We start from the raw sequence: 26,065 nt of genomic DNA, 5'->3' as shown, positions 1-26,065 counted from the left end.
GCCGGGGCCCGGGCGCGGGCCGCCCCGCACCCGCCGGTATCGTCGGTCGGGTCCACCGGGGAGCCCCTGTCCCCGATCCGAGCACCGTGGAGCGCACATGTCCGGCCAGTCCAGCCGCCGTACCGTACTGAAGGGTGCCGCCCTCGCCGGGGCCGCCGGGCTGGGTGTCGCCGCCTGCTCCACCGACTCCAAGCTCGGTCACGCCGAGACGCCCACGCCGACCGCGCCGGTCCCGCTCGGCAGCCCGGACGAGATCCCCGTCGGCGGCGCCAAGCTCTACCGCGAGCAGCGGCTCCTGGTGCACTGCCCCGCCAAGGGCGAGTACAAGGCGTTCAGCGCCCAGTGCACCCACGCGGGCTGCGTCCTCGACAAGATCGAGAAGAACGAGGGCAACTGCCCCTGCCACGGCAGCCGCTTCGACGTCACCACCGGCAAGGCGATCCAGGGCCCGGCGACCGTGCCGCTGCCCGAGGTCCCGGTCCGCCTGGAGAACGGCCGGCTGATCGCGGGCCCGAAGGCCTGATCCGCGCGGGGGACGGTCAGGCCCAGTCCCACTCGATCCCCAGGATCCCCGGGCGCACCCCCTGCTCCACCGTGTGCACCGCGTGGTGCCGGCCGCCCAGCGTCAGCTCGGCCCTGCCGCCGCGCGGCGCGCCCGTCGACGCCTGCGCGAAGCGGCGGCAGCGCACCGGCAGCGCCGCCTCGTCGAAGCGGACCTGGAGCATGTACTGCCCGCCCGCGAAGCTGAACCCGCGCACGTACTCCCGGCTCGCCCCACCCGTACCGTCCTCGAACCCGTACGAGAAGACATGGGTGTCCCCGGCCCGCAGCCGGGTGTCGAAGAGCAGCTCGGCGACCAGGACGCCGGTCGCCGAGTGCTGGCGGACCCGGCCCGTACGGCAGTTCTCGGTGGCGCGGACCTCCACCCGGGACGGGTCGCAGCCCGGGTCGCCGCGGTGGATGGCGACATAGCGGTCGACGCCGTCCCGGTGCGCGCGCACCACCTGCTGCGAGTCACGGCCGAGGAGTTCGCGGCCCGGGCCGACCCGGACCCGTTCCTGGTGGCCGACCGTGTGCAGACCGCCGTCCGCCGGGCATTCGAGTTCGGCGAGCAGCTCCTCCACCACGCCCGACGCCTCGACCAGCGAGCGGTAGGAGCGGGTGGCGGGCCGGTCGACCTCGGCGCGCGCCGCGCTGTCCTCGTCGAGCAGCCTGATCAGGGAGTTGCCGGGCAGCTGGAGCACCTCCTCGAGCGCCCGCACCGCCTTCATCGACTCGGGGCGCTGCGGCCGCCGGGCCCCCTGCTGCCAGTAACTCAGCGAGGTGACGCCGACCTTCACGCCCCGGTGCGCCAGATGGTGCTGGACCCGCTGGAGCGGCAGCCCGCGCACCGCGAGCGCCGTGCGCAGCGCCAGATGGAACGGGCCGGTGTGCAGCAGTTGCACGAGATCGGCCTCGGTGTGGCCCACGAGGACTCCTCAGTGAACGTTCACGGCAAGGGAGGACACGGCACACGGCCGCCGGTCGGGCGGGCAGGTGGGTCAGGGACGCGCGTTCACACCCGGGTCACACCGTTCACAGCTCGCCGTCACCCCGCATTGAAGCGTGTTGACCCGATCCGGACAACGTTCGATGCTCCGCAGCAGCGTCCGGACGCGCTCCGCACATCTTCCCCTCTCACCCTCCCCGCCTCGACGGCACCCCCCGTCTCGGCGCCCCCACCCGCACCATCACCCCCCACACCCTCTCCTCCGAACTCCCCACGATCCCCACCAGGGAGGAACGCGATGCGCAAGAGAAGGCTGTCCCTCGCGGCACTCGGCACCGCCGCCGCGCTGCTGCTGGTCCCCGTCGCCCCGGCGTCCGCCGCGCCGCCCGGCCCGGACACCGGCCGCGAGGGCGTCACCGCCCTCGGCTACAAGCGCCTGAACATCACCATGCAGGCGCAGCAGAAGAACAACTGGTGCTGGGCCGCGGGCGGCAACACCATCGCCACCTGGTTCGGCCGCACCTACAGCCAGAACCAGTTCTGCAACGCCGCTTTCGGCCGCCAGCAGGGCTATGACTGCCCCAACTCGCAGGCCACCCTGGGCAATGTCCAGGACGGGCTGAGCTGGGCGGGCATCAACCCGGGTTCGTACGTGACCGGTTGGCTGCGCTACTCCACCGTGCAGACCGAGATCAACGCCGACCGCCCGGTCGAGACCCGGATCCAGTGGTCGAGCGGTGGCGGACATATGCACGTCCTGTACGGGTACGACGACGCCAACAGCTGGGTGTACTGGGGCGATCCCTGGCCGTCCAGCGACCGCTACAACTGGGCCTCGCACGCCTGGTACGTCGACAACGGCTCGTTCTCCTGGACCCACTCGCTCTACCGGATCGGGGCGTGACGACGATGACCGCAGGGAACGGCAGGACCGGCCGGATACCCGGCCGCGGCGCGGGCCTCGCCGCGCTGCTCGGTGCCACGGCGGTGGTCGCCCTCGGCGCGCTCCCGGCCGCCGCGGCGGGGCCCGGTGGCATGGGTCCGCTGCCGAGCGCGCCCAGCCCGGAGCGGGCGGCCGCCGCGCCGCAGACCATCGACACGGTCGCCCGGTTCTTCGCCCGGGACGGCAAGGGCGCCGAGAGCGCCGCGCTCGCCCGGTCGGCGGGCGTGCCGCGGATCGAGGGCGGCTCGGTGCCGGTGCGCCTCCTCTCGCCCGCCTTCGTCGCCGGGAAGCCGGGGGCGCCGGTGGCCGAGGTCGAGTTCCACGCCAGCAAGGCGGTGGCCGCGGACGGCCGCACGGCCTCGCTGTGGACGGTGCGGGGCGCGGACGGCGGCTGGCAGGTGGTGAACATCGCCACCGGCGACGACGAGATCCGCTTCGCCGCCCAGGGGGCCAGGCTGCGGCCCGGCGGGACGGTGTTCCGGGAGCCGCAGATCGACGCCTGGTACGTGCAGAAGGGCGGCGAGGTGCTGCCGCTGGACGAGGACGCGGTACGGGCCGTCGGCCGCGACGGCGTCACCCTCGCCGCGTACCGGACCCGGGTGGCCAAGGCGTACGGCGACAAGCTGCCCGGCTCCGCGTACGCCCGCAAGGGCGTGGCGGGCGGCTACGACAGCGGCGCGCGGGACGGCGGGAAGGCCGGGGGAGCCGCACCGGCGCCCGGCGCCCCGGCCTCCGGCGCCTCGGACGTGCCGCCGTCGGCCGCGGCCCACGCCGATCCCGAGGTCACCGTCGCCTCGGCGGCGGCGGGCGCGGGTGCGGTGCTCGCGCTCGGGCTGATGGGCACGGCGGCGCTGCGCCGCCGTCGCCGGGGGACGGCGGAGCCCACGGCCTGACCGGCGGACCGGCCGCATCCTCCCCCGCCTGAGCCGGGTGCGGCCGGTCCGTGCCGGAACCGGTCCGGGGCTCGTGGCCCCGGACCGGTCTCTGTGCGTACGGGCTTCCGGGGTACGGGCGGGAGTCTGGCGGCGGTCCGGTGGCGGGGTCGTTCGTTCCGGGGGCCTCACGGGGTGAGGACGACCTTTCCGGCGACCGTGCCGGACTCGGCGAGGCGCAGGGCCTCGGCGGCGCGGGCGAGCGGGAGCCGGGCGGCGATCTGGCCGGTGATCTCACCGCGCCGGGCGGCGGCGAAGACCTCGGTGAGGTCGGCGCGCAGCCGGGCGCGGAACCGGCCGGTGGCGAGCGCGCGGCCCGCCCAGATGTTGAAGAAGTAGGCGTGGCGGCCGTTGGGCAGGGTGTTCCAGAGCCAGACCCGGCCGAGCAGCTTGAGCACCGGCAGCTGCTTGGAGCCCTGGTCGTCGCGGGTGGCCGCGCTGCCGTAGGAGACGAGGGTGCCGCCGGGGGCGAGCAGCCGCCAGGAGCCGGTGATGCCGGGGCCACCGATGTGGTCGAAGACGGCGTCGACGCCGCCGGGGGCGAGTTCCCGCACGCGCGCGGGGACGTCGTCGTGGTAGTCGACCGGGGTGACGCCGAGCGCGCGCAGGGCGTCGTGGTGGCGGGGCGACGCGGTGCCGATCACGGTGGCGCCCGCCGAGCGGGCGAGCTGGACCAGGACCGAGCCGACGCCGCCGTTGGCGCCGTGCACCAGGACGGTGCCGCCGCGCCGGACGCGGGCCTTGCGGTGCAGCATCTGCCAGGCGGTGATGCCGTTGACCACCAGGGTCTCGGCCTCGGCCGCGCCGAGTCCGTCGGGCACCGGCACCACGTCGGCCGCGTCGACGGCCACGTGGCTGGCCCAGCCGCCGGTCTTCAGGAGCACGGCGACCCGGCGGCCGCGCAGCGCGGGATCGGCGCCGGGGCCGGTGTCCTGGACGGTGCCGACCAGGTCGTAGCCCGGCACGAAGGGGAACGGCGGCTGGTCGTAGTAGCGGCCGCGGCGCATCTGCTGCTCGGCGAAGGAGACGCCGGTCGCCTCCATCGCGATGACGACCTGGCCGGGGCCGGCGGCGGGCACGGTGCCGTGCCGCAGCTGGAGGCCCTCGGGCTCGACCGCGCCGGGCAGGACGACCTCGACGAGTTCCTGGGACGGGGACGCGGGAAGGGATGCCATCTCACACCTCGAAAGACTCATTCGCAGGAGTTAGAACCTCTAACTGCTGACCAGGATGCGCCGTCGCGGTGACGCTGTCAAGTGTTCGTTATAGGGTCTCACTCATGAGTGATGCAGCCGCCGCCGCAGCGACCGAGACGACCCCCCGCGAGCGCTACCGCACCCAGGTGCGCGCCGAGATCAAGGAACGGGCCTGGGAGCAGATCGCCGACGCCGGGGCGTCCGCGCTCTCCCTGAACGCCATCGCCAAGCGGATGGGCATGAGCGGCCCCGCGCTCTACCGCTACTTCGCGGGCCGCGACGAACTCATCACCGAACTCGTCCGCGACGCCTACCGCGGCCTGGCCGACGCCTTCCGCGCCGCCGCGGCCGACGGCGCCGACCTCGCCGGACTCGCCACGACGCTGCGCGACTGGGCGCTCGCCGACCCGCAGCGCTACTTCCTCGTGTACGGCACCCCCGTGCCCGGCTACCACGCCCCCGAGGACACCACCGCGGTCGCCGCCGAGATCATGGCCGTCATCCTCGACGCCGCCGCCGCGCCCGGCCTGCCGGCCGTACCGGCGCACCCCCTGGACGCCCACCTCGCCATGCACCGGGCCTGGGCCGCGGACCATCCCGCGCCGCCCGCCGCGCTGCGCCGCGCGCTCGCCTTCTGGACCCGGCTGCACGGGGTGCTCTCGCTGGAACTCGCGGGCCACTTCACCGGCATGGACCTCGACCCGGCCGCGCTCTACGCCGCCGAGACGGCCTCGCTCCTCACCGACCACTGACCCGGCCCGACCACCCGACCACCCTCACTGGGCCAGATAGCCGCCGTCCACCGCGAGCACCGCCCCGGTCACGAACGACGCCTCGTCCGACGCCAGGAACAGGATCGCCGCGGCCACCTCCTCGGGGCGTCCGAACCGGCCCATCGGATGCGCCAGGGCGACCTTCGCCAGGTACTCCGGGCCGCCCGGCTCGGTCCGGCCCGCGGCCACCCGCTCGGTCTCGATCGTGCCGGGCGCCACCGCGTTCACCCGGATCCCGTGCGCCGCCCACTCCACCGCCAGGTGCTTGGTCAGCCCGGTCGCCACGAACTTCGCCGGGCCGTACACCGCCTGCCGGGCCTGCCCCGCGACCCCCGACACCGACGAGGTGCACACGATCGCCCCGCCGCCCGCGCCGAGCATGGCCTCGACCGCGTACTTGCAGGTCAGGAACATGCCCCGGCCGTCGACCGCCATCACCGTGTCGAAATCGGCGGCGCTCGCCTCGGTCACGTCGAGCAGCGGGATCACCCCCGCGTTCGCCACCAGCACGTCGAGGCGGCCGAACCGGTCGACCGCCGTCGTGATCATCCGCCGGGCGTCGGCGTCCCGCGACACGTCGCCGACCACCGGCAGCACGGCCCCGCCGAGCTCCGCCGCCAGGGTCTCGAGCCGCGCCCCGTCGAGGTCCGCCGCGACCACCCGCGCGCCCTCCGCCACGAACCGCTCCGCCGTCGCCCGGCCGATCCCGCTCGCCGCGCCGGTGATCACACACACCCGGTCCGCCAGCCGCCCCGCACCCGCCTCGTTCGTCATGTCCGGCCAACGAGCGGACACGGCCTGAGTGTCGGTCCCCGCCAGTAGGGTGGGTGCCATGGCCGACCCCTCCAGCTACCGCCCCAAGGCGGGACAGATCCCCGACTCGCCGGGGGTCTACAAGTTCCGCGACGAGCACCGCCGGGTGATCTACGTCGGGAAGGCGAAGTCCCTGCGGCAGCGGCTCGCGAACTACTTCCAGCCGCTGGCGAGCCTGCACCCGCGCACCGCGACCATGGTCACCACGGCCGCGTCCGTGGAGTGGACGGTGGTGTCCACCGAGGTCGAGGCGCTGCAGCTGGAGTACTCCTGGATCAAGGAGTTCGACCCCCGGTTCAACGTCAAGTACCGGGACGACAAGAGCTACCCGTACCTGGCGGTCACCCTGAACGAGGAGTTCCCCCGGGTCCAGGTCATGCGCGGCCACAAGAAGAAGGGCGTGCGCTACTTCGGCCCGTACGCGCACGCGTGGGCGATCCGCGAGACCGTCGACCTGATGCTCCGGGTCTTCCCGGTCCGCACCTGCTCGGCCGGTGTGTTCCGCAACGCGGCCTCGGCCGGCCGCCCCTGCCTGCTCGGCTACATCGGCAAGTGCTCGGCGCCCTGCGTGGGCCGTGTCGACGCCACCGAGCACCGCGAACTCGCCGAGGAGTTCTGCGACTTCATGGCGGGCCGTACCGGTACGTACATCCGCCGTCTTGAGAAGCAGATGATGCTGGCGGCCGAGGACATGGAGTACGAGAAGGCCGCCCGGCTGCGCGACGACATAGAGGTGCTGCGCAAGGCCATGGAGAAGAACGCGGTGGTGCTCGCCGACGCGACCGACGCCGACCTCATCGCCCTCGCCGAGGACGAGCTGGAGGCCGCCGTGCAGATCTTCCACGTCCGCGGCGGCCGGGTGCGCGGCCAGCGCGGCTGGGTCACCGACAAGGTCGAGGCCGTCGACACCGCCGGGCTCGTCGAGCACGCCCTCCAGCAGCTGTACGGCGAGGAGCGCGGCGACGCCGTGCCCAAGGAGGTCCTGGTGCCCGCGCTCCCCGAGGACGCGGCCGCCGTCACCCAGTGGCTCGCCGAGCGGCGCGGCTCCCAGGTCTCGCTGCGCGTCCCGCAGCGCGGCGACAAGCGGGACCTCATGGAGACCGTCGCGCGCAACGCGCAGCAGTCCCTGGTCCTGCACAAGACCAAGCGCGCCAGCGACCTCACCACCCGCTCCCGGGCCCTGGAGGAGATCGCCGAGGCGCTCGACCTGGACTCGGCGCCGCTGCGCATCGAGTGCTTCGACATCTCCCACCTCCAGGGCCAGGACGTGGTGGCCTCCATGGTGGTCTTCGAGGACGGCCTGCCCCGCAAGAGCGAGTACCGCCGCTTCCAGATCAAGGGTCGTGTCGGAGACACGCAGGTCTGGCACGGCGAGGGCCAGGACGACGTCCGCTCGATGCACGAGGTGATCAGCCGCCGCTTCAGGCGCTACCTCGCCGAGAAGGAGAAGACCGGCGAGTGGGTCGACGGCGAAGGCCCGGACCTCCCGGCGCCCGGCGAGCCCGGGGGAGAGGGCCGCGACGAGGACGGCCGCCCCAAGCGCTTCGCGTACCCGCCGCAGCTCGTCGTGGTCGACGGCGGACAGCCGCAGGTCGCCGCAGCCCGCCGGGCGCTCGACGAGCTCGGCATCGACGACATCGCCGTCTGCGGCCTCGCCAAGCGCCTGGAGGAGGTCTGGCTGCCCGGCGACGACGACCCGGTGGTGCTGCCCCGCACCAGCGAGGGGCTCTACCTCCTCCAGCGGGTACGTGACACGGCTCACGACTTCGCCATCCGCTACCAGCGGTCCAAGCGGAACAAGCGCATCCGCAGTAGCCCGTTGGACGCCGTGCCCGGTCTCGGCGACACCCGGAAACAAGCGCTCATCAAGCATTTCGGCTCGGTCAAACGGCTCCGGCAGGCGACAATCGAGCAGATCTGTGAGGTCCCCGGCATGGGCCGCAAGACGGCCGAGGCCGTGGCGGTGGCCCTCGCACAGGCGGCCCCGGCCGCGCCCGCCGTGAACACGGCAACAGGAGAGATCATGGAAGACGACGGGGGCACCACCGCATGAGCACCCACGCGCACCCGCACGAAGACGGAGCACCAGACATGAGTACGGGCACGACGGAGCCCGTCGGCGACGACGGCGCCGACTCCCTCGCCGAAGCGGCCAACCCCGAAGCGGCCATCCCCGAGCTGGTGATCATCTCCGGCATGTCCGGCGCGGGCCGGTCCACCGCGGCCAAGTGCCTGGAGGACCTCGGCTGGTTCGTCGTCGACAACCTGCCGCCCGCGCTGATCCCCACCATGGTGGAGCTCGGCGCCCGCTCCCAGGGCAACGTCGCCAGGATCGCGGTCGTCGTCGACGTCCGCGGCCGCCAGTTCTTCGACAACCTGAGGGACTCCCTCGCCGACCTCGACGCCAAGCAGGTCACCCGCCGGATCGTCTTCCTGGAGTCCTCCGACGAGGCCCTGGTCCGCCGCTTCGAGTCGGTCCGCCGCCCGCACCCGCTGCAGGGCGACGGCCGGATCGTCGACGGCATCGCCGCCGAGCGCGACCTGCTGCGCGAGCTGCGCGGCGACGCCGACCTGGTGATCGACACCTCCAGCCTCAACGTGCACGAGCTGCGCGCCAAGATGGACGCCCAGTTCGCGGGCGAGGAGGAGCCCGAGCTGCGGGCCACCGTGATGTCCTTCGGCTTCAAGTACGGCCTGCCCGTCGACGCCGACCTCGTCGTCGACATGCGCTTCCTGCCGAACCCGCACTGGGTCCCCGAGCTGCGCCCGTTCACCGGCCTCAACGAGGAGGTCGCGAACTACGTCTACAACCAGCCCGGCGCCAAGGAGTTCCTGGACCGCTACACCGAGCTGCTCCAGCTCATCGCGGCCGGCTACCGCCGCGAGGGCAAGCGCTACGTGACCATCGCGGTCGGCTGCACCGGCGGCAAGCACCGTTCGGTCGCCACCGCCGAGAAGCTGGCCGCCCGCATCGCCGCCGAAGGCGTCGAGACCGTCGTCGTCCACCGGGACATGGGGCGCGAGTGAAGCCGTACCGCCGGCGTGCGTCCACCCTCTCGGTGCGACGGACGCTCCGCAGGCGCGGTGCCCAGCCCAAGGTCGTCGCGCTCGGCGGCGGCATGGGCCTCTCGGCCTCCCTCGCCGCCCTGCGCCGCATCACCGGCGACCTGACCGCCGTGGTCACGGTCGCCGACGACGGGGGCTCCAGCGGCCGGCTCCGGGAGGAGCTGGACGTGCTGCCCCCGGGCGACCTCAGGAAGGCGCTCGCCGCGCTCTGCGGCGACGACGACTGGGGCCAGACCTGGGCCCGGGTCATCCAGCACCGCTTCACCTCCGAGGGCGAGATGCACGGCCACGCGGTCGGCAATCTGCTGATCGTCGCCCTCTGGGAGCAGCTGGGCGACCCGGTGCAGGCCCTCGACCTGGTCGGCCGGCTGCTCGGCGCCCAGGGCCGGGTGCTGCCCATGTCCGCCGTCCCGCTGGAGCTCCAGGCCCTGGTCAGGGGCCACGACCCGGCCCGCCCGCAGGACGTCGACACGGTACGGGGCCAGGCCACCGTGGCGCTCACCCCCGGCGAGGTGCAGTCCGTGCACCTGGTGCCGCCCGACCCGCCGGCCGTGCCGGAGGCCGTCGCCGCGGTCCTCGACGCGGACTGGGTGGTGCTCGGTCCCGGCTCCTGGTTCTCCTCGGTGATCCCGCACCTGCTGGTGCCCGAACTGCTCGACGCCCTGGTCGAGACCAAGGCCCGCCGGGTGCTCTCGCTGAACCTCGCGCCGCAACCGGGAGAAACCGAAGGCTTCTCCCCGCAGCGTCATTTGGAGGTTTTGGCCCGACACGCCCCTAAACTCGCCCTGGACGTGGTGCTGGCCGACGAGGTCGCCGTGCCCGACGCGTCAGCGCGAGAACCCCTCGCCGAAGCCGCCAAGCGGTTCGGCGCGACGGTCGAGCTGGCGCCGGTGGCCCGGCCCGACGGTGCTCCGAAGCATGACCCGGAGCTGTTGGCCGCCGCGTACGACCGTATTTTTCGGATGCATGGAAGGATCGGCCCATGGCGATGACGGCAGCGGTGAAGGACGAGATCTCCCGGCTCCCCGTCACCCGGACCTGCTGCAGGAAGGCAGAGGTCTCGTCGATCCTGCGGTTCGCGGGCGGGCTGCACCTGGTGAGCGGGCGGATCGTGATCGAGGCGGAGCTGGACACCGCGATGGCGGCCCGCCGGTTGAAGCGGGACATCCTGGAGATCTTCGGGCACAGCTCGGAACTGATCGTGATGGCCCCTGGCGGGCTGCGCCGCGGCTCGCGCTTCGTGGTGCGGGTGGTGGCGGGCGGCGACCAGCTGGCCCGGCAGACCGGCCTGGTGGACGGCCGCGGCCGCCCCATCCGCGGGCTGCCCCCGCAGGTGGTGTCCGGTGCCACCTGTGACGCGGAGGCGGCCTGGCGTGGCGCCTTCCTGGCCCACGGCTCGCTGACCGAGCCCGGCAGGTCCTCCTCCCTGGAGGTCACCTGCCCGGGACCCGAGGCCGCGCTCGCCCTGGTCGGCGCCGCCCGGCGGCTCTCCATCGCCGCCAAGGCCCGCGAGGTCCGCGGTGTGGACCGGGTGGTGGTCCGCGACGGCGACGCGATCGGCGCGCTGCTCACCCGGCTCGGCGCCCATGAGTCGGTGCTGGCCTGGGAGGAGCGCCGGATGCGCCGCGAGGTGCGGGCCACCGCCAACCGGCTGGCCAACTTCGACGACGCCAACCTGCGCCGCTCGGCGCGCGCCGCGGTCGCCGCGGGCGCCCGGGTGCAGCGGGCCCTGGAGATCCTCGCCGAGGAGGTGCCCGAGCACCTCGCGGCGGCCGGCCGGCTGCGCATGGAGCACAAGCAGGCGTCCCTGGAGGAGCTGGGCGCGCTCGCCGACCCGCCGCTCACCAAGGACGCGGTGGCAGGACGGATCCGGCGGCTGCTGGCCATGGCCGACAAGCGGGCGCAGGACCTGGGCATCCCCGGGACCGAGTCCAACCTGACGGAGGAGCTGGACGACAGCCTGGTCGGCTGACCCGTACGGCCTCACGGACCCCGCCCGGGCCCCGCGCCCGGGACCGTACCGCGCACCGCCGGTGCCTCGCCCGAGGTACCGGCGGTTCCGTTTCATCCGCCGTTCCCCGCCGCCCTCCTGACGGCCCGTCGGACCCCGGCCGGTCCTCTCCGGCCCGCCGCAGGCACCCTTGACGCGGGGTACGGGACCCCACCAGCCTGGCGTCCGTTCACCATTCGTGACGTACGAGAGCAAGGGGGGCTGATGAGGCGCAGAGCGCGAGCGATCCTCGCCGCGGCATCACTGGTGGTCGCGGGACTGGCGACGGCACCCGCCGCCGGGGCGCGGACCGCCGGCCAGGACGGGGAGCCCGAGCACGTCTCCGTCTGGCGGGCCCAGGTCACCAAGGAGCAGGTGCCGCTGCTCCTCGACGCCGGGACCGACGCCCACGAGCTGACCGAGCAGGTGCCCGCGCGCGGGGCCGTGACGGTCGAGCTCCATCTCACCGGGACACAGGCCGGACGACTGAGGCAGCAGGGTGTCGCACTGACCGAGCACACCCTCAGCGCCCAGGCCGAGCGGCGGGTCGAGGCGGCCGGGGACCACGTCTTCCGCCCGTACGGCGGCAAGGGCGGCCTCAAGGAGGAGATCCAGGCGACCGCCCGGGCCAACCCGGGGCTCACCAAGGTCGTCTCCCTCGGCAAGACCGTCCGGGGCCAGGACATCCTCGCCCTCAAGATCAGCAAGGGCGCGGCCAAGGCCGAGGACGGCACCAGGCCCGCCACCCTGTACCTGTCCAACCAGCACGCCCGTGAGTGGATCACCACCGAGATGACCCGGCGGCTGATGCACCACTACCTCGACGGCTACGGCAAGGACCCGCGGATCACCCGGCTCGTCGACACCACCGAGCTGTGGTTCGTGCTCTCCGCCAACCCGGACGGCTACGACTACACCCACGCCGACCCGGCCAACCGCCAGTGGCGCAAGAACCTGCGGGACAACGACGGCGACGGCCGGATCACCTCCGCCGACGGCGTCGACCTCAACCGCAACTTCGGCTACAAGTGGGGCTACGACGACGAGGGTTCGTCGCCCGACCCGACCGACGAGACCTTCCGCGGCCCGCGCGCCATGTCGGAGCCGGAGACCCGGGCGCTCGACGCCTTCGAGAAGCGGATCGGCTTCTCGTACGCGATCAACTACCACTCCGCGGCCCAGCTGCTGCTGTACGGCGTGGGCTGGCAGGTCGCCACCGACACGCCCGACGACATCGCGCTCAAGGCGCTCGCGGGCACCCCGCAGAAGCCCGCCGTCCCCGGCTACCGCTCGCAGGTCTCCTCCGAGCTCTACATCACCAACGGCGAGGCCGACGGACACGCGGCCAACGTCAATGGGATGCAGATGTTCACCCCGGAGATGTCGACCTGCGCCACCGCCGCCCGGGTCGACCCGAACGACGCCTGGAACCCGGCCGACTGCGCCTCCTCCTTCAACTTCCCGGACGACGAGAAGCTGATCCAGGGCGAGTTCGCCAAGAACATCCCGTTCGCGCTCGCCGTCGCCGAGTCCGCGACCCACCCGGACCGGCCGGTCTCCCCGGTCGGCATCGACGCCCCGGACTTCACCCCGGCGGCCTTCGCCACCTCGTACGCCGGAGGCGGCCGCCAGGAAGTGGCGGTCACCGCCCGCAAGTCGCTGCGCGGCAAGACCCTCAACTACCGGATCAACGGCGGCCGCACCCACCACGAGCCGCTGACCGCCTGGCGCGGCGGCGAGACCTACGGCGGCGGCGACAACCTCTACTTCGACGAGTACCGCGCCGCGGTCGAGGGCGCCCGTACCGGCGACAAGGTCGAGGTCTGGTACACCGCGAAGGCCCGCGAGAACGGCCGGGCGACCGCGTCGGCCCCGTTCACGTACACCGTGGCCGCCCGCCCCCGCGCCGACGTGCTGGTGCTCGCCGACGAGGGCGGCACGACGGCCGCCCGGCACACCGCCGCCTATGTCGGCGCGCTGGCCGCGAACAAGCGGAAGGCGGCCGTCTGGGACGTCGCCACCCAGGGCGCCCCGGACGCCCTCGGCGTGCTGAGCCACTTCCGTACCGTCGTCTGGTACACCGGCGCCGAGCAGCCTTCAGGGGCCACCCTGCTGGCCGTGCGCGCCTTCCTCAACGAGGGCGGCAAGCTGGTCAACGCCGGTGAGAAGGCCGGCGGTCTGGTCGAGGTCGGCAACGCCCAGACCAACGACTTCGCCCAGTACTACCTCGGCGCCTACCGCAGGGCCGGGCTCGCCGGACCCAGCTCGTTCAGCGGCGCGGGACGGCTCGGCCCCACCGGAGTGGCACTGGGTGCCGCGTCGGACAACCCGCTCGACAACGCGGGCGCGTACACCATCACCTCCGACACGCTCAAGGCCGACCGCTACCCGCAGTTCGCGAGCAGCGCCGCCGCGGGCGACTACCCGGGCATCCGGACGCCCTTCGAGCCGTACGAGGGCAGCCGGTTCGCCGCGCTGCGCCACACCGACGGCACCTGGGGGCGGCTCAGCAGGACCGTGGACCTCGGCGCCGTCACCGCCGCCGACCGGCCGAACCTGACCTTCCAGGTCAGCTACGACACCGAGCCCGGCTACGACAACCTGGTCGTGGAGGCCCACACGGTCGGCCAGGACGACTGGACCACGCTGCCCGACACCAACGGCGGCACCTCCAGCGAGCCGCCCGCCGACTGCGGCGAGGGCTACTACCTGCAGGACCACCCCTTCCTCGCGCACTACCTGACCCTCGCGGGCGACAACTGCGCGGCCACCGGCACCACCGGCGCCTGGCACGCCTTCACCGGCCCGTCCAACGGCTGGCGGCAGGCGAGCGTCGACCTCAGCCCGTACGCGGGCAAGAACGTCGAGCTGTCCATTTCGTACGTCTCCGACCCGGGCACCGGCGAGATGGGCGCGTTCGTCGACGATCTGCGCCTGAACGCGGGCGCGACGAGCGACCGGGAGGGCTTCGAAACCGGAATGGGCGAATGGTCCGTACCGGGTCCGCCGGCCGGAAGTCCTGGAAATGGGAGCGACTGGTCCCGGTCGGAGGCGCTCTTCCACTCGCAGGCGGCCGTCACCACCCGTGACACCGTGCTCATGGGCTTCGGTCTGGAGCACGTCCCGAATGCGGCGGAACGGGCGGTTGTGCTCGGAAAGGCCCTGAACTCGCTCCGACGCTGATTCGGGCGCTCAGGAGAGCGCCGAATTCGCTCACTCTGCGTAGTGAGGACGAAGGTCCCCCGGCAGCCCTTACCCGTTGGTAGGTAAGGGCTGTCGGCCTTTTTCCGGCGGTTTCGCGACGCATACGGCTGCACTCGATGTCACGCGGAGCCATCCGGAGAGGTAGGGTCGTAAGCGGTCGGGGACATCCCTAAAAGAGAAGCTCGCCGGGCGTCGAAACCCGGCGTTCCTAACGAGGAGATCGGTTCGTGACGATCCGCGTAGGCATCAACGGCTTTGGCCGTATCGGTCGCAACTACTTCCGCGCGCTCCTTGAGCAGGGTGCCGACATCGAGGTCGTGGCCGTAAACGACCTGGGTGACACCGCGACCACGGCCCACCTGCTGAAGTACGACACCATCCTGGGCCGCCTCAAGGCCGAGGTGACCCACACCGCCGACACCATCACCGTCGACGGCCACACCATCAAGGTGCTCTCCGAGCGCAACCCGGCCGACATCCCCTGGGGTGAGCTGGGTGTCGACATCGTCATCGAGTCCACGGGCATCTTCACCAAGCGCGAGGACGCCGCCAAGCACCTCGCCGGTGGCGCCAAGAAGGTCCTCATCTCGGCTCCGGCCAAGGACGAGGACATCACCGTGGTCATGGGCGTCAACCAGGACAAGTACGACCCGGCGAACCACCACGTCATCTCCAACGCGTCCTGCACCACCAACTGTGTGGCGCCGATGGCCAAGGTCCTCGACGAGAACTTCGGCATCGTCCGCGGTCTCATGACCACGGTCCACGCGTACACCAACGACCAGCGCATCCTGGACTTCCCGCACAAGGACCTGCGCCGCGCCCGCGCCGCCGCGGAGAACATCATCCCCACCACCACGGGTGCCGCCAAGGCGACCGCGCTGGTGCTCCCGCAGCTCAAGGGCAAGCTCGACGGCATGGCCATCCGCGTGCCGGTCCCGACCGGTTCGGTCACCGACCTGGTCGTCGAGCTCTCCCGCGAGGTCACCAAGGACGAGGTCAACGCCGCGTTCAAGAAGGCCGCGGACGGCGAGCTCAAGGGCATCCTGTACTACACCGAGGACGAGATCGTCTCCTCGGACATCGTCAGCGACCCGGCCTCCTGCACCTTCGACTCGTCGCTGACGATGGTCCAGGAGGGCAACTCGGTCAAGGTCCTCGGCTGGTACGACAACGAGTGGGGTTACTCCAACCGTCTCGTCGACCTCACCGTCTTCGTCGGCGGTCAGCTCTAAGATCCAGGGCGGGCTTTCGATGTGAAGCAGGGCTCGGGCAGCGCGAAGAAGCGCCGCACGAGCCCTGCGTCATGTGCTCCACCGCGTGTACCAAGGGAGTCAGAGAAACAGATGAAGACGATCGACGAGCTGCTCGCCGAGGGCGTCACCGGCAAGCGGGTGTTCGTCCGCGCCGACCTGAACGTGCCCCTCGACGGCACCACCATCACCGACGACGGCCGCATCCGCGCCGTGCTGCCGACCGTCAAGGCGCTCGCCGCGGCCGGCGCCCGGGTCGTGGTCGCCTCCCACCTCGGCCGCCCCAAGGGCGCCCCGGACCCGGCGTTCTCGCTCGCCCCGGCCGCCGCCCGGCTCGGCGAACTGCTCGGCACCGACGTGGCGTTCGCGACCGACACGGTCGGCGAGTCCGCCAAGGCCACCGTCGCGGGCCTCACCGACGGCCAGGTCGCCGTCATCGAGAACCTCCGCTTCAACCCCGGCGAGACCGCCAAGGACGACGCCGAGCGCGGCGCCTTCGCGGACCAGCTGGCCGAGCTCGCCGACCTGTACGTCGGCGACGGCTTCGGCGCCGTGCACCGCAAGCACGCCTCGGTCTTCGACCTCCCGGCGCGCCTCCCGCACGCCGCGGGCTACCTCATCGCCACCGAGGTCGGCGTCCTCAAGAAGCTCACCGAGGACGTCAAGCGCCCCTACACCGTCGTCCTCGGCGGCGCCAAGGTCTCCGACAAGCTCGCCGTCATCGACGAGCTGCTCGGCAAGGCCGACCGCCTCCTGATCGGCGGCGGCATGGCGTACACCTTCCTCAAGGCCCAGGGCCACGAGGTCGGCATCTCCCTCCTCCAGGAGGACCAGATCCCGAAGGTCAAGGAGTACATGGAGCGCGCCGCCGCCACCGGCGTCGAGCTGGTCCTCCCGGTCGACGTGCTGGTCTCCGCGGACTTCCCGGACCTGAAGACCAAGGCCCCGGCCGACTTCGAGACCGTCGACGCGGACAAGATCCCCGCGGACAAGGAGGGCCTGGACATCGGCCCGAAGTCCCGCGAGCTGTTCGCCTCGAAGATCACCGACGCCGAGACCGTGTTCTGGAACGGCCCGGTCGGCGTCGCCGAGCACCCCGACTACGCCGGCGGCACCACCGCCGTCGCGCAGGCCCTGCTCGACAGCAAGGGCTTCACCGTGGTCGGCGGCGGCGACTCCGCCGCGGCCGTCCGCAACCTGGGCTTCGACGAGACGAAGTTCGGCCACATCTCGACCGGCGGCGGCGCCTCCCTCGAATACCTTGAGGGCAAGACGCTTCCCGGCCTCGCCGCACTGGAGGACTGACCCCCTGATGAGCAACACCCGTACCCCGCTGATGGCGGGCAACTGGAAGATGAACCTCAACCACCTCGAGGCCATCGCCCACGTCCAGAAGCTCGCCTTCGCGCTGACCGACAAGGACTACGACGCCTGCGAGGTCGCCGTCCTCGTCCCCTTCACCGACCTGCGCTCCGTGCAGACCCTGGTCGACGGCGACAAGCTGAAGATCAAGTACGGCGCCCAGGACCTGTCGGCGCAGGACTCCGGTGCCTACACCGGCGAGATCTCCGGCACCATGCTCGCCAAGCTGAAGTGCGCCTACGTCGCCGTCGGCCACTCCGAGCGCCGCCAGTACCACGCCGAGAACGACGAGGTCTGCAACGCCAAGGTGAAGGCCGCCTACCGGCACGGCCTGACCCCGATCCTGTGCGTCGGCGAGGAGCTCGACGTGCGCGAGGCGGGCAACGCCGTCGCCCACACCCTCGCCCAGGTCGAGGGCGGCCTCAAGGACGTCCCGGCCGAGCAGGCCGAGACCGTCGTGATCGCCTACGAGCCCGTCTGGGCCATCGGCACCGGCAAGGTCTGCGGCGCCGACGACGCCCAGGAAGTGTGCGCGGCCATCCGCGGCAAGGTCGCCGAGCTGTACTCACAGGAGCTCGCCGACAAGGTGCGCATCCAGTACGGCGGCTCCGTCAAGAGCGGCAACGTGGCCGAGATCATGGCCAAGCCGGACATCGACGGCGCCCTGGTCGGCGGTGCCTCGCTGGACGCGGACGAGTTCGTCAAGATCGTCCGCTTCCGTGACCAGTGAGGATGTAGAGCGGTAGCGACGTTCCGTCGTACCCTTGCGGGGGTCGGGCAGTCTGACTGCCCGGCCCCCGTCCGTACAAGTCCGAGGAAGTTGGTCCAGCCGTGGTTATGGGGTTCTCGATCGCCCTGGTCGTCTTCAGTGCGCTGATGATGCTGCTCGTGCTGATGCACAAGGGGAAGGGCGGCGGCCTCTCCGACATGTTCGGTGGCGGCATGCAGTCCTCCGTCGGTGGATCCTCGGTCGCCGAGCGCAACCTGGACCGGATCACCGTGGTCGTCGGTCTGCTGTGGTTCGCCTGCATTGTCGTACTTGGTCTGCTGATGAAGCTGGACGGGTAACTCCAATCACTGGACGCGCGTTGGGCCTTACGTAGACTGGGGCATCTTCGGGCACCATCACGCAGGGAGTTACGACCGTGGCAAGTGGCAACGCGATCCGGGGAAGCCGGGTCGGCGCGGGGCCGATGGGCGAGGCCGAGCGGGGCGAGTCGGCACCGCGGCTCCGCATCTCCTTCTGGTGCTCGAACGGGCACGAGACCCAGCCGAGCTTCGCCAGCGACGCTCAGGTCCCGGACACCTGGGACTGCCCCCGCTGTGGCTTCCCGGCCGGCCAGGACCGGGACAACCCGCCGGACCCGCCGCGCACCGAGCCCTACAAGACGCACCTCGCGTACGTACGGGAGCGGCGCAGCGACGCGGACGGCGAGGCGATCCTCGCCGAGGCGCTCGCCAAGCTCCGCGGCGAGATCTGACTCGTACACGTCCGACTCGTACACGTCCGACTCGTACACGTCCGACTCGTACACGTCCGACTCGTACACGTACGGTACGCACCAGCAGAACAGCCAGAACAGCACGGACGGGCCCCGGCCCGCGAACTCACGTTTCGCGGGCCGGGGCCCGTCCGCGTTCCCGGCGGGATGCCCCAGCGACCTGCTCCGGCCAGCGCGATCGGGCTTGAACGCTTTCGTACAGCGGATCAATTAGGTTGGAGGACAGCGGGGCACACACACGCCGTACACCCAGCAAGACGAAGAAATGGGCGATGTCGAGATGACGAACGCAGGCCGCACCAGGCTCAACCAGCTGCCCGAGTGGGCGGCCCTCGGCAAGCACCGCGAGCAGCTGGGCGACACCCACCTGCGCGAGCTGTTCGCCGCCGACCCGAGCCGGGGCACCTCGTACACCCTGCGGGTCGGCGACCTGCACCTGGACTACGCCAAGCACCTGATCACCGACGAGACCCTGGGGCTGCTGCGCGAACTCGCCGCCGCCACCGGCGTCGCCGAGCTGCGCGACGCCATGTTCCGCGGCGAGAAGATCAACAACACCGAGGACCGGGCCGTCCTGCACACCGCGCTGCGCGCCCCGCGCGACGCCGTGATCGAGGTCGACGGCGTGAACGTGGTGCCCGAGGTGCACGCTGTCCTCGACAAGATGGCCGGCTTCGCCGACCAGGTCCGCGCGGGCAGCTGGACCGGCCACACCGGCAAGCCCATCAAGAACGTCGTCAACATCGGCATCGGCGGCTCCGACCTCGGCCCCGCCATGGCCTACGAGGTGCTGCGCTCCTACACGCAGCGCGATCTGACGTTCCGTTTCGTCTCCAACGTCGACGGCGCCGACCTGCACGAGGCCGTCCGCGACCTCGACCCCGCCGAGACCCTGTTCATCGTCGCCTCGAAGACCTTCACCACCATCGAGACGATCACCAACGCCACCTCCGCCCGCGACTGGCTGCTCGCCGGACTCGGCGCCGACCAGACCGCGGTGGCCAAGCACTTCGTGGCGCTCTCCACCAACGCCGAGAAGGTCACCGGCTTCGGCATCGACCCGGCCAACATGTTCGAGTTCTGGGACTGGGTCGGCGGCCGCTACTCGTACGACTCCGCCATCGGCCTCTCCCTGATGATCGCCATCGGCCCGGCCGCCTTCCGCGAGATGCTCGACGGCTTCCACCTCGTCGACGAGCACTTCCGCACTGCCCCGCCGGAGGAGAACGCGCCGCTGCTCCTCGGCCTCCTCGGCGTCTGGTACGGCGGCTTCTTCGACGCCCAGTCGCACGCCGTACTCCCGTACTCGCACTACCTGTCGAAGTTCACCGCCTACCTCCAGCAGCTCGACATGGAGTCCAACGGCAAGTCCGTCACCCGCGACGGGCAGCCCGTCGACTGGCAGACCGGCCCGGTCGTCTGGGGCACCCCCGGCACCAACGGCCAGCACGCCTACTACCAGTTGATCCACCAGGGCACCAAGGTCATCCCGGCCGACTTCATCGGCTTCGGCAACCCGGTGCCCGACCTGGCGCCTGGCCTCGTCGCCCAGCACGACCTGCTGATGGCCAACTTCTTCGCCCAGACCCAGGCGCTCGCCTTCGGCAAGACGCCCGAGGAGGTGCGCGCCGAGGGCGTGCCGGAGGAGCTGGTCCCGCACAAGACCTTCCTCGGCAACCACCCCACCACCACGATCCTCGCCGACGGCCTCACCCCGGCCGTCCTCGGCCAGCTCGTCGCCCTCTACGAGCACAAGGTGTTCGTCCAGGGCGCCATCTGGAACATCGACTCCTTCGACCAGTGGGGCGTCGAGCTCGGCAAGGTCCTCGCCAAGAAGATCGAGCCGGTCCTCGTCGAGGGCACCGGCGGCGAGGACCTCGACAGCTCCACCGCCGCGCTCGTCGCCGCCTACCGCTCGCTGCGCGGACGGTAGACGCCATGGAGGGGGAGAACGCGGTACGGCTGCGCCCGCCGAGACACGCCGTGGACGGCCGGGCCGTCCCCTGGTGGCGGGTGCAGCTCCTGATCGCCACCGCCGTGCCGGTGGCGGTCCTCGCCGGGCTCGGACTGCTCATCGGACCCGCCAGGAGCTGGCTCCTGGCGGCGGCCGGGGCGGTCGCCGTGATCGGGCTCGGCTGCACCGCGTTCCTCCCCGCCTGGTGGTTCCGGGTGCACCGCTGGGAGGTCACCGAGGACGCCGTGTACGTGCGCACCGGCGCCCTCTGGCAGGAGTGGCGGATCGCCCCGATGTCCCGGATCCAGACCGTCGACACCGTACGGGGCCCGCTGGAGCAGGCGTTCAGGCTGGCCACCGTCACCGTGACCACCGCGTCCTCCAAGGGCGCGATCCGCATCGAGGGCCTGGACCACACGCTCGCCGCCGGACTCGCCGAACGGCTGACCGCGATCACCGGGGCGACCCCCGGGGACGCCACATGACCGGTCCGGTGCCCGACGGCACTCCGGTGACCGCGGCCGACGGCACCCGGGTGACCGCGACCGGCGGCGCCGGGCCCGAGTGGCGGCGGCTCGCGCCCCGCACCCTGCTCGCCGGGGTCGCCGTGCTCCTCGGCGTGGCCGGCGGCGCCGCGCTGCCCGCCTTCCTCAGCCTGTCCGCCGGCTCCCGGCCCTGGTGGCAGGCGGCCGCCTGGGTCGTCGCCGGAGCCACCCTGCTGGTCGGCGGTGGGTTCGTCGCCGACTGGGTCCGGCTGCGCCGCACCCGCTACCGGATCGGACCGGACCGGGTCGACCTGCACACCGGGCTCCTCGTGGTGAAACGGCGCTCGCTTGCCCGCGACCGGATCCGCAGCGTCGACCTCACCGCCAACCCGCTGGAACGCCTCCTCGGCCTGGTCAAGGTCAGGATCGGCACCGGCGAGCACACCGAGGGCGAGTCCACCCTCGAACTCGACCTGGTCAGCAGGGCCGAGGGCGAACACCTGCGGCACACCCTGCTCGCCCGGCCCGCCGAGGGCGCCGGGGACCCCGCCCACGACGGCGTCCTCGCCGTCCTCGACCCGCGCTGGATCCGCTACGCCCCGGTGTCCTTCGTCGCGCCGCTGCTCGGCGGCGCCGCGGCCGGGGCGGTCATGCAGGTCAGCGACTGGTTCGGGGCGCAGGCCAAGGTGATCCACTGGATAGGCGACCGGTTCGAGGACGTGTCGCTGCCCTGGATGATCGTCGACCTGGCGCTGATCGCCACCTTCGTCGGGATGCTCGGCGCGCTCGGCCTGTGGGTCGAGATGTGGGCGAACTACCGGCTGGAACGCGAACCCGGCGGCACCCTGCGGGTCCGCCGCGGCCTGTTCACCGCGCGCTCGGTCTCCCTGGAGGAGCGCCGGCTGCGCGGCATCGAGCTGGTCGAACCGCTCGGTGTCCGGCTCGCCAGGGCCGCCCGGGTCGACGCCGTCGCCACCGGCCTCGCCCAGGACGACGACGACAAGCACGCCGACCTCAAGAACCTGCTGCCGCCGGTGCCGCGCGCGGTCGCCGACCGGGTCGCCGCCCAGGTGCTCCGCGAGCCGGAGCCGCCCACCGGCGCCCCGCTGGCCCCGCACCCGCGGGCCGCCCGCACCCGCCGGGTCCGCTGGGCGCTGTGGTCCGCGCTCGGCCCGGCCGCCGTGCTCGCGCTGCTCGGCGCCTGGCTCACCCCGGTGCTGCTCTACCTCGCGGGCGGCGTCGCCGTGGTCGTCACCCCGCTCGCGGTGCTGCTCGCCCTCGACGCGTACCGCAACCTCGGGCACGGGATCACCGGCGACTACCTGGTCACTCGTTCGGGTACGGTCCGCCGGTCCACGGTCGCCCTCCAGCGGTCCGGGGTGATCGGCTGGACGGTCAAGCAGTCCTGGTTCCAGCGCCGGGCCGGGGTGCTCACCCTGAGCGCCACCACGGCCGCCGGAGAGGGCGCGTACGACGTGTACGACACCGGCCGGAGCCAGGGCCTCGCGTTCGCCGCCGAGGCCGTACCGGGGCTCCTGGCGCCCTTCCTGGAGCCCGCGCGGGACACGGCGGGGGACAGGGCGAATACGGGGGACGGGGCGCATACGACGGACACGCCGGACACGCCGGATACGACGAAGGCCCGGCCCACCGAGAGGTGAACCGGGCCTGCGGGGAACCGCTCCGACGACCGCCCGTCAGCCGCGCGGGCTCACGCCGAGGCGGGCGGGTACAGCGCGCGCGGCAGCTCGGCCGCCGCGGCCGCGTCCAGCAGCCACAGGGTGCGCGCGCGCCCCTGGGCACCGGCCGCCGGGGCCTGGATCTCGCCCGTGCCGGAAAGGGCGATGGCCGCGGCCTTCGCCTTGTCCGCGCCCGCCGCGAGCAGCCAGACCTCCTTCGCCGCCCGGATCGCCGGGAGGGTCAGGGTGACCCGGGTCGGCGGCGGCTTCGGCGCGCCGTGCACGCCCACCACCGTCCGCTCGGTCTCGCGGACCGCCGGGAGCTCGGGGAACAGCGACGCCACATGGGTGTCCGGGCCGACGCCCAGCATCAGCACGTCGAAGGTGGGCACCCCGCCGTGGTCGCCGGGACCCGCCGCCGCGGCCAGCTCGGCCGCGTAGGCCGCCGCCGCGGCGTCCACGTCGGCGCCCCACGGGCCGTCCGACGCGGGCATCGCGTGCACCCGGGCCGGGTCCACCGGGACGCTGTCGAGCAGGGCCTCGCGGGCCTGCGTGACATTGCGCTCCGGGTCGCCCTCCGGCAGGAAGCGCTCGTCGCCCCACCACAGGTCGAGCCGGGCCCAGTCGACGGCGTCCCGGGCGGGTGCCGACCGCAGCGCGGCGAGCAGCCCGTTGCCGTTGCGCCCGCCGGTGAGCACCACCGACGCCGAGCCGCGGGCCGCCTGGGCGTCCACGATCCGGGTGATCAGGCGCGCCGCGGCGGCCTCGGCCATCAGCTCCTTGTCGCGGTGCACGACCAGCTGCGGGGTGCTCACTTCGCCGTCGCCTTCTTCGCGGGCCGCTTGGCCGGAGCCTTCTTCGCGGGCCGCTCGGCGGTCGCGGCGGTCTCGGTGACCTCGACGGCCTCCTCGACCACCACGGTCTCCTCGACCGGCGCGTCGACGACCTCGGGCGCCGTCGTGGCCGCCTCCTCGTCGAGCCGCTCAAGACCGAAGCGGAGCGCAGAGGCGTAGGTGTCGTCCGGGTCGAGGCGGCGCAGCTCCTCCGCGATCAGCTCGGCCGTCTCGCGGCGCTTGAGCGCCACGGCACGGTCCGGCTGGCCGTGGATGGAGAGCGTCGCCAGCGAACCGTCCGGCCGGTCGAGCACGATCGGACCGCAGCTGGTCTCCATGCGCACCGAGGTGAGCCCGGGACCCGCCGACGCGGACCGCCGGACCGGCACCTTCAGCTGGTCCGCGAGCCACATCGCGAGCAGTTCGACGCTCGGGTTGAACTCCTCGCCCTCGACCGACGCCGAGGTGACCTCGCACACGACCTGGTCGAGCGCGGCGGCCAGCATCGAACGCCACGGGGTGATCCGGGTCCACGACAGGTCGGTGTCGCCCGGGGTGTACGCGTCCGCGCGCGCGGTCAGCTCCTGGATGGGCTGCTCGGCGGCGTACGTGTCGGTGACCCGGCGCTGGGCGAGCGCGCCCAGCGGGTCGTTCGCCGGGTCGGTCGGCGCGTTCACCGGCCACCAGACGACGACCGGCGCGTCCGGCAGCAGCAGCGGCAGCACCACCGACTGGGCGTGGTCGACGACCTCGCCGTACAGCCGGAGCACCACCGTCTCGCCGGTGCTGGCGTCGGCGCCGAGGCGGACCTCGGCGTCCAGCCGCGCCTTGGCGCGGTCCCGCGGCGAGCGCGAGACCCGCTTGATGACGACGAGGGTCCGCGAGGGGTGCTCGCGGGACGCCTCGTTGGCCGCCTTGAGCGCGTCGTAGGCGTTCTCCTCGTCGGTGACGATGACGAGGGTGAGCACCATGCCGACGGCCGGGGTGCCGATGGCCCGCCGCCCGAGCACCAGCGCCTTGTTGATCTTGGAGGACGTGGTGTCCGTCAGGTCGGTCTTCATGGCCGGCGCCAGCTCCTGCCGTCTCGTGCGAGCATCTCGTCCGCCTCGACCGGGCCCCAGGTCCCGGACTGGTACTGCGCGGGCTTGCCGTGCTCGTCCCAGAACTGCTCGATCGGGTCGAGGATCTGCCAGGACAGCTCGACCTCCTCGACGCGCGGGAAGAGGTTGGAGTCGCCGAGCAGGACGTCGAGGATGAGCCGCTCGTACGCCTCGGGGCTGGACTCGGTGAAGGACTCGCCGTACGCGAAGTCCATCGAGACGTCCCGGACCTCCATCTGCGTGCCCGGCACCTTGGAGCCGAACCGCACGGTGACGCCCTCGTCCGGCTGCACCCGGATGACCAGGGCGTTCTGCCCCAGCTCCTCGGTCGCGGTCTGGTCGAAGGGGGAGTGCGGGGCGCGCTGGAAGACCACCGCGATCTCGGTGACCCGGCGGCCGAGCCGCTTGCCGGTGCGCAGGTAGAAGGGGACGCCCGCCCAGCGGCGGTTGTCGATCTCCAGCTTGATCGCGGCGAAGGTGTCGGTCTTCGACTGCGGGTCGATACCGTCCTCCTCCAGGTAGCCGACGGCCTTCTCGCCGCCCTGCCACCCGGCCGCGTACTGGCCGCGGACCGTGGAGGCGCCCAGGTCCTTCGGCAGCTTCACCGCGCCGAGCACCTTGGTCTTCTCCGCCGCCAGCGCGTCGGCGTCGAAGGAGGCGGGCTCCTCCATCGCGGTCAGCGCGAGCAGTTGCAGGAGGTGGTTCTGGATGACGTCACGGGCCGCGCCGATGCCGTCGTAGTACCCGGCCCGGCCGCCGATGCCGATGTCCTCGGCCATGGTGATCTGGACATGGTCGACGTACGACCGGTTCCAGATCGGCTCGAAGAGGGTGTTGGCGAAGCGGAGCGCCAGGATGTTCTGGACGGTCTCCTTGCCGAGGTAGTGGTCGATGCGGAAGACCGCCTCGGGCGGGAAGACCTCGTGCACGACCTCGTTGAGCTCCTTGGCGGAGACCAGGTCGTGGCCGAACGGCTTCTCGATGACGGCACGCCGCCAGGAGCCGTTCTTCTGCTCGGCCAGACCGTGCTTCTTGAGCTGCTGGACGACCAGGGGGAAGAACTTCGGCGGCACGGACAGGTAGAAGGCGAAGTTGCCGCCCGTGCCCTGCGCCTTGTCCAGCTCGGCGATGGTGGTCTTCAGCTGCTCGAAGGCGTTGTCGTCGTCGAAGTCGCCCTGGACGAAGCGCATCCCCTGGATCAGCTGCTGCCACACCTCCTCACGGAACGGGGTGCGGGCGTGCTGCTTGACCGCGTCGTGGACCTCCTGGGCGAAGTCCTCGTCCTGCCACTCCCGGCGGGCGAACCCGATCAGGGAGAAGCCCGGCGGCAGCAGACCGCGGTTCGCGAGGTCGTAGACGGCGGGCATCAGCTTCTTGCGGGACAGGTCGCCCGTGACACCGAAGATCACCAGACCCGACGGCCCCGCGATGCGCGGGAGCCGTCGGTCTGCGGCGTCACGGAGCGGGTTGGCTCCGGTGACTGCGCTCAAG

General features: G+C 72.4%; 23 protein-coding genes. 17 read left to right on the top strand and 6 right to left on the bottom strand.

The genetic code is table 11. The features are described from left to right. Window positions 1-97 precede the first annotated feature (97 nt). On the top strand, window positions 98-523 hold the full coding sequence (locus ACIPXM_RS09805; protein WP_401653873.1) for a Rieske (2Fe-2S) protein: 426 nt from the start codon (window positions 98-100) through the stop codon (window positions 521-523). A gap of 16 nt (window positions 524-539) precedes the next feature. Here ACIPXM_RS09805 and ACIPXM_RS09800 read toward each other — a convergent pair whose 3' ends face one another. Further along, complete coding sequence (locus ACIPXM_RS09800; RefSeq protein ID WP_401653871.1) at window positions 540-1,469, bottom strand: hypothetical protein; 930 nt, start codon at window positions 1,467-1,469, stop codon at window positions 540-542. A 318-nt stretch (window positions 1,470-1,787) separates the two neighbouring features. Between ACIPXM_RS09800 and ACIPXM_RS09795 the strand changes: the two genes are divergently transcribed. Together ACIPXM_RS09795 and ACIPXM_RS09790 are read left to right on the top strand one after the other, a co-directional pair. After that, the gene (locus tag ACIPXM_RS09795; protein WP_401653869.1) at window positions 1,788-2,393 is read left to right on the top strand and encodes a papain-like cysteine protease family protein; all 606 of its coding nucleotides are present in this window, start codon (window positions 1,788-1,790) and stop codon (window positions 2,391-2,393) included. A 5-nt stretch (window positions 2,394-2,398) separates the two neighbouring features. Beyond that, entirely contained in the window at window positions 2,399-3,325 is a 927-nt protein-coding gene (locus ACIPXM_RS09790; RefSeq protein WP_401654782.1) for a hypothetical protein, read from the top strand. Window positions 3,326-3,492: 167 nt separating this feature from the next. Here ACIPXM_RS09790 and ACIPXM_RS09785 read toward each other — a convergent pair whose 3' ends face one another. Continuing rightward, the gene (locus ACIPXM_RS09785; protein ID WP_401653867.1) at window positions 3,493-4,539 is read right to left on the bottom strand and encodes a medium chain dehydrogenase/reductase family protein; all 1,047 of its coding nucleotides are present in this window, start codon (window positions 4,537-4,539) and stop codon (window positions 3,493-3,495) included. Between the two features lie 104 nt (window positions 4,540-4,643). Here ACIPXM_RS09785 and ACIPXM_RS09780 point away from each other — a divergent pair, with 104 nt between their 5' ends. Continuing rightward, window positions 4,644-5,312, top strand: coding sequence for a TetR/AcrR family transcriptional regulator (locus tag ACIPXM_RS09780; RefSeq protein ID WP_401653865.1), 669 nt, complete (start codon window positions 4,644-4,646; stop codon window positions 5,310-5,312). Between the two features lie 24 nt (window positions 5,313-5,336). Here ACIPXM_RS09780 and ACIPXM_RS09775 read toward each other — a convergent pair whose 3' ends face one another. After that, window positions 5,337-6,128 carry an SDR family NAD(P)-dependent oxidoreductase gene (locus tag ACIPXM_RS09775; protein ID WP_401653863.1) on the bottom strand — a complete coding sequence of 264 codons (792 nt, stop codon included), beginning with the start codon at window positions 6,126-6,128 and terminating at the stop codon, window positions 5,337-5,339. A 37-nt stretch (window positions 6,129-6,165) separates the two neighbouring features. On the opposite strand from ACIPXM_RS09775, the gene uvrC reads away from it, so the two are divergent. From uvrC to ACIPXM_RS09710, 13 genes are all read left to right on the top strand, one after another. Further along, window positions 6,166-8,199, top strand: a complete 2,034-nt coding sequence (gene uvrC, locus ACIPXM_RS09770; protein ID WP_401653861.1) for an excinuclease ABC subunit UvrC — start codon at window positions 6,166-6,168, stop codon at window positions 8,197-8,199. Window positions 8,200-8,237: 38 nt separating this feature from the next. Continuing rightward, window positions 8,238-9,173 (top strand): RNase adapter RapZ, encoded by a 936-nt coding sequence (gene rapZ / locus ACIPXM_RS09765; protein WP_401653858.1) that lies wholly within the window; start codon window positions 8,238-8,240, stop codon window positions 9,171-9,173. Continuing rightward, the gene (gene yvcK, locus ACIPXM_RS09760; RefSeq protein WP_401653857.1) at window positions 9,170-10,204 is read left to right on the top strand and encodes a uridine diphosphate-N-acetylglucosamine-binding protein YvcK; all 1,035 of its coding nucleotides are present in this window, start codon (window positions 9,170-9,172) and stop codon (window positions 10,202-10,204) included. The genes rapZ and yvcK overlap by 4 nt, the downstream gene beginning before the upstream one ends. Continuing rightward, entirely contained in the window at window positions 10,195-11,184 is a 990-nt protein-coding gene (gene whiA, locus ACIPXM_RS09755) for a DNA-binding protein WhiA (RefSeq protein WP_017238652.1), read from the top strand. The genes yvcK and whiA overlap by 10 nt, the downstream gene beginning before the upstream one ends. 243 nt (window positions 11,185-11,427) lie before the next feature. Further along, on the top strand, window positions 11,428-14,385 hold the full coding sequence (locus ACIPXM_RS09750) for a M14 family zinc carboxypeptidase (RefSeq protein WP_401653855.1): 2,958 nt from the start codon (window positions 11,428-11,430) through the stop codon (window positions 14,383-14,385). 248 nt (window positions 14,386-14,633) lie between these two features. After that, window positions 14,634-15,641, top strand: coding sequence for a type I glyceraldehyde-3-phosphate dehydrogenase (gene gap, locus ACIPXM_RS09745; RefSeq protein WP_401653853.1), 1,008 nt, complete (start codon window positions 14,634-14,636; stop codon window positions 15,639-15,641). Window positions 15,642-15,752: 111 nt separating this feature from the next. Next, the gene (locus tag ACIPXM_RS09740) at window positions 15,753-16,964 is read left to right on the top strand and encodes a phosphoglycerate kinase (protein ID WP_401653851.1); all 1,212 of its coding nucleotides are present in this window, start codon (window positions 15,753-15,755) and stop codon (window positions 16,962-16,964) included. A gap of 7 nt (window positions 16,965-16,971) precedes the next feature. Continuing rightward, entirely contained in the window at window positions 16,972-17,751 is a 780-nt protein-coding gene (gene tpiA, locus ACIPXM_RS09735) for a triose-phosphate isomerase (RefSeq protein WP_401653849.1), read from the top strand. A 107-nt stretch (window positions 17,752-17,858) separates the two neighbouring features. After that, a complete protein-coding gene (gene secG, locus ACIPXM_RS09730) occupies window positions 17,859-18,089 on the top strand; it encodes a preprotein translocase subunit SecG (protein ID WP_401654781.1) in 231 nt (76 codons plus the stop codon). 77 nt (window positions 18,090-18,166) lie between these two features. Then, complete coding sequence (locus ACIPXM_RS09725) at window positions 18,167-18,502, top strand: RNA polymerase-binding protein RbpA (RefSeq protein ID WP_003957010.1); 336 nt, start codon at window positions 18,167-18,169, stop codon at window positions 18,500-18,502. A 301-nt stretch (window positions 18,503-18,803) separates the two neighbouring features. Further along, a complete protein-coding gene (gene pgi, locus ACIPXM_RS09720) occupies window positions 18,804-20,456 on the top strand; it encodes a glucose-6-phosphate isomerase (protein ID WP_401653848.1) in 1,653 nt (550 codons plus the stop codon). Between the two features lie 5 nt (window positions 20,457-20,461). Next, a complete protein-coding gene (locus tag ACIPXM_RS09715; protein WP_401653846.1) occupies window positions 20,462-20,962 on the top strand; it encodes a PH domain-containing protein in 501 nt (166 codons plus the stop codon). After that, complete coding sequence (locus ACIPXM_RS09710; RefSeq protein ID WP_401653844.1) at window positions 20,959-22,623, top strand: PH domain-containing protein; 1,665 nt, start codon at window positions 20,959-20,961, stop codon at window positions 22,621-22,623. The genes ACIPXM_RS09715 and ACIPXM_RS09710 overlap by 4 nt, the downstream gene beginning before the upstream one ends. A 50-nt stretch (window positions 22,624-22,673) precedes the next feature. Here the strand turns inward: ACIPXM_RS09710 and pgl are convergent, their stop codons facing one another. From pgl to zwf, 3 genes are read right to left on the bottom strand one after another with little or no spacing between them, the layout of a single operon-like run. After that, the gene (gene pgl / locus ACIPXM_RS09705) at window positions 22,674-23,456 is read right to left on the bottom strand and encodes a 6-phosphogluconolactonase (protein WP_401653842.1); all 783 of its coding nucleotides are present in this window, start codon (window positions 23,454-23,456) and stop codon (window positions 22,674-22,676) included. Beyond that, entirely contained in the window at window positions 23,453-24,535 is a 1,083-nt protein-coding gene (gene opcA / locus ACIPXM_RS09700) for a glucose-6-phosphate dehydrogenase assembly protein OpcA (RefSeq protein ID WP_401653841.1), read from the bottom strand. The genes pgl and opcA overlap by 4 nt, the downstream gene beginning before the upstream one ends. After that, window positions 24,532-26,064, bottom strand: a complete 1,533-nt coding sequence (gene zwf / locus ACIPXM_RS09695) for a glucose-6-phosphate dehydrogenase (RefSeq protein WP_401653839.1) — start codon at window positions 26,062-26,064, stop codon at window positions 24,532-24,534. The genes opcA and zwf overlap by 4 nt, the downstream gene beginning before the upstream one ends. Between the last annotated feature and the right edge of the window lies 1 nt (window position 26,065).

This window comes from Streptomyces sp. NPDC090025 (assembly GCF_044748125.1).
Lineage (GTDB): Bacteria > Actinomycetota > Actinomycetes > Streptomycetales > Streptomycetaceae > Streptomyces.
This window is presented reverse-complemented; position numbering and strand designations above follow the sequence as displayed.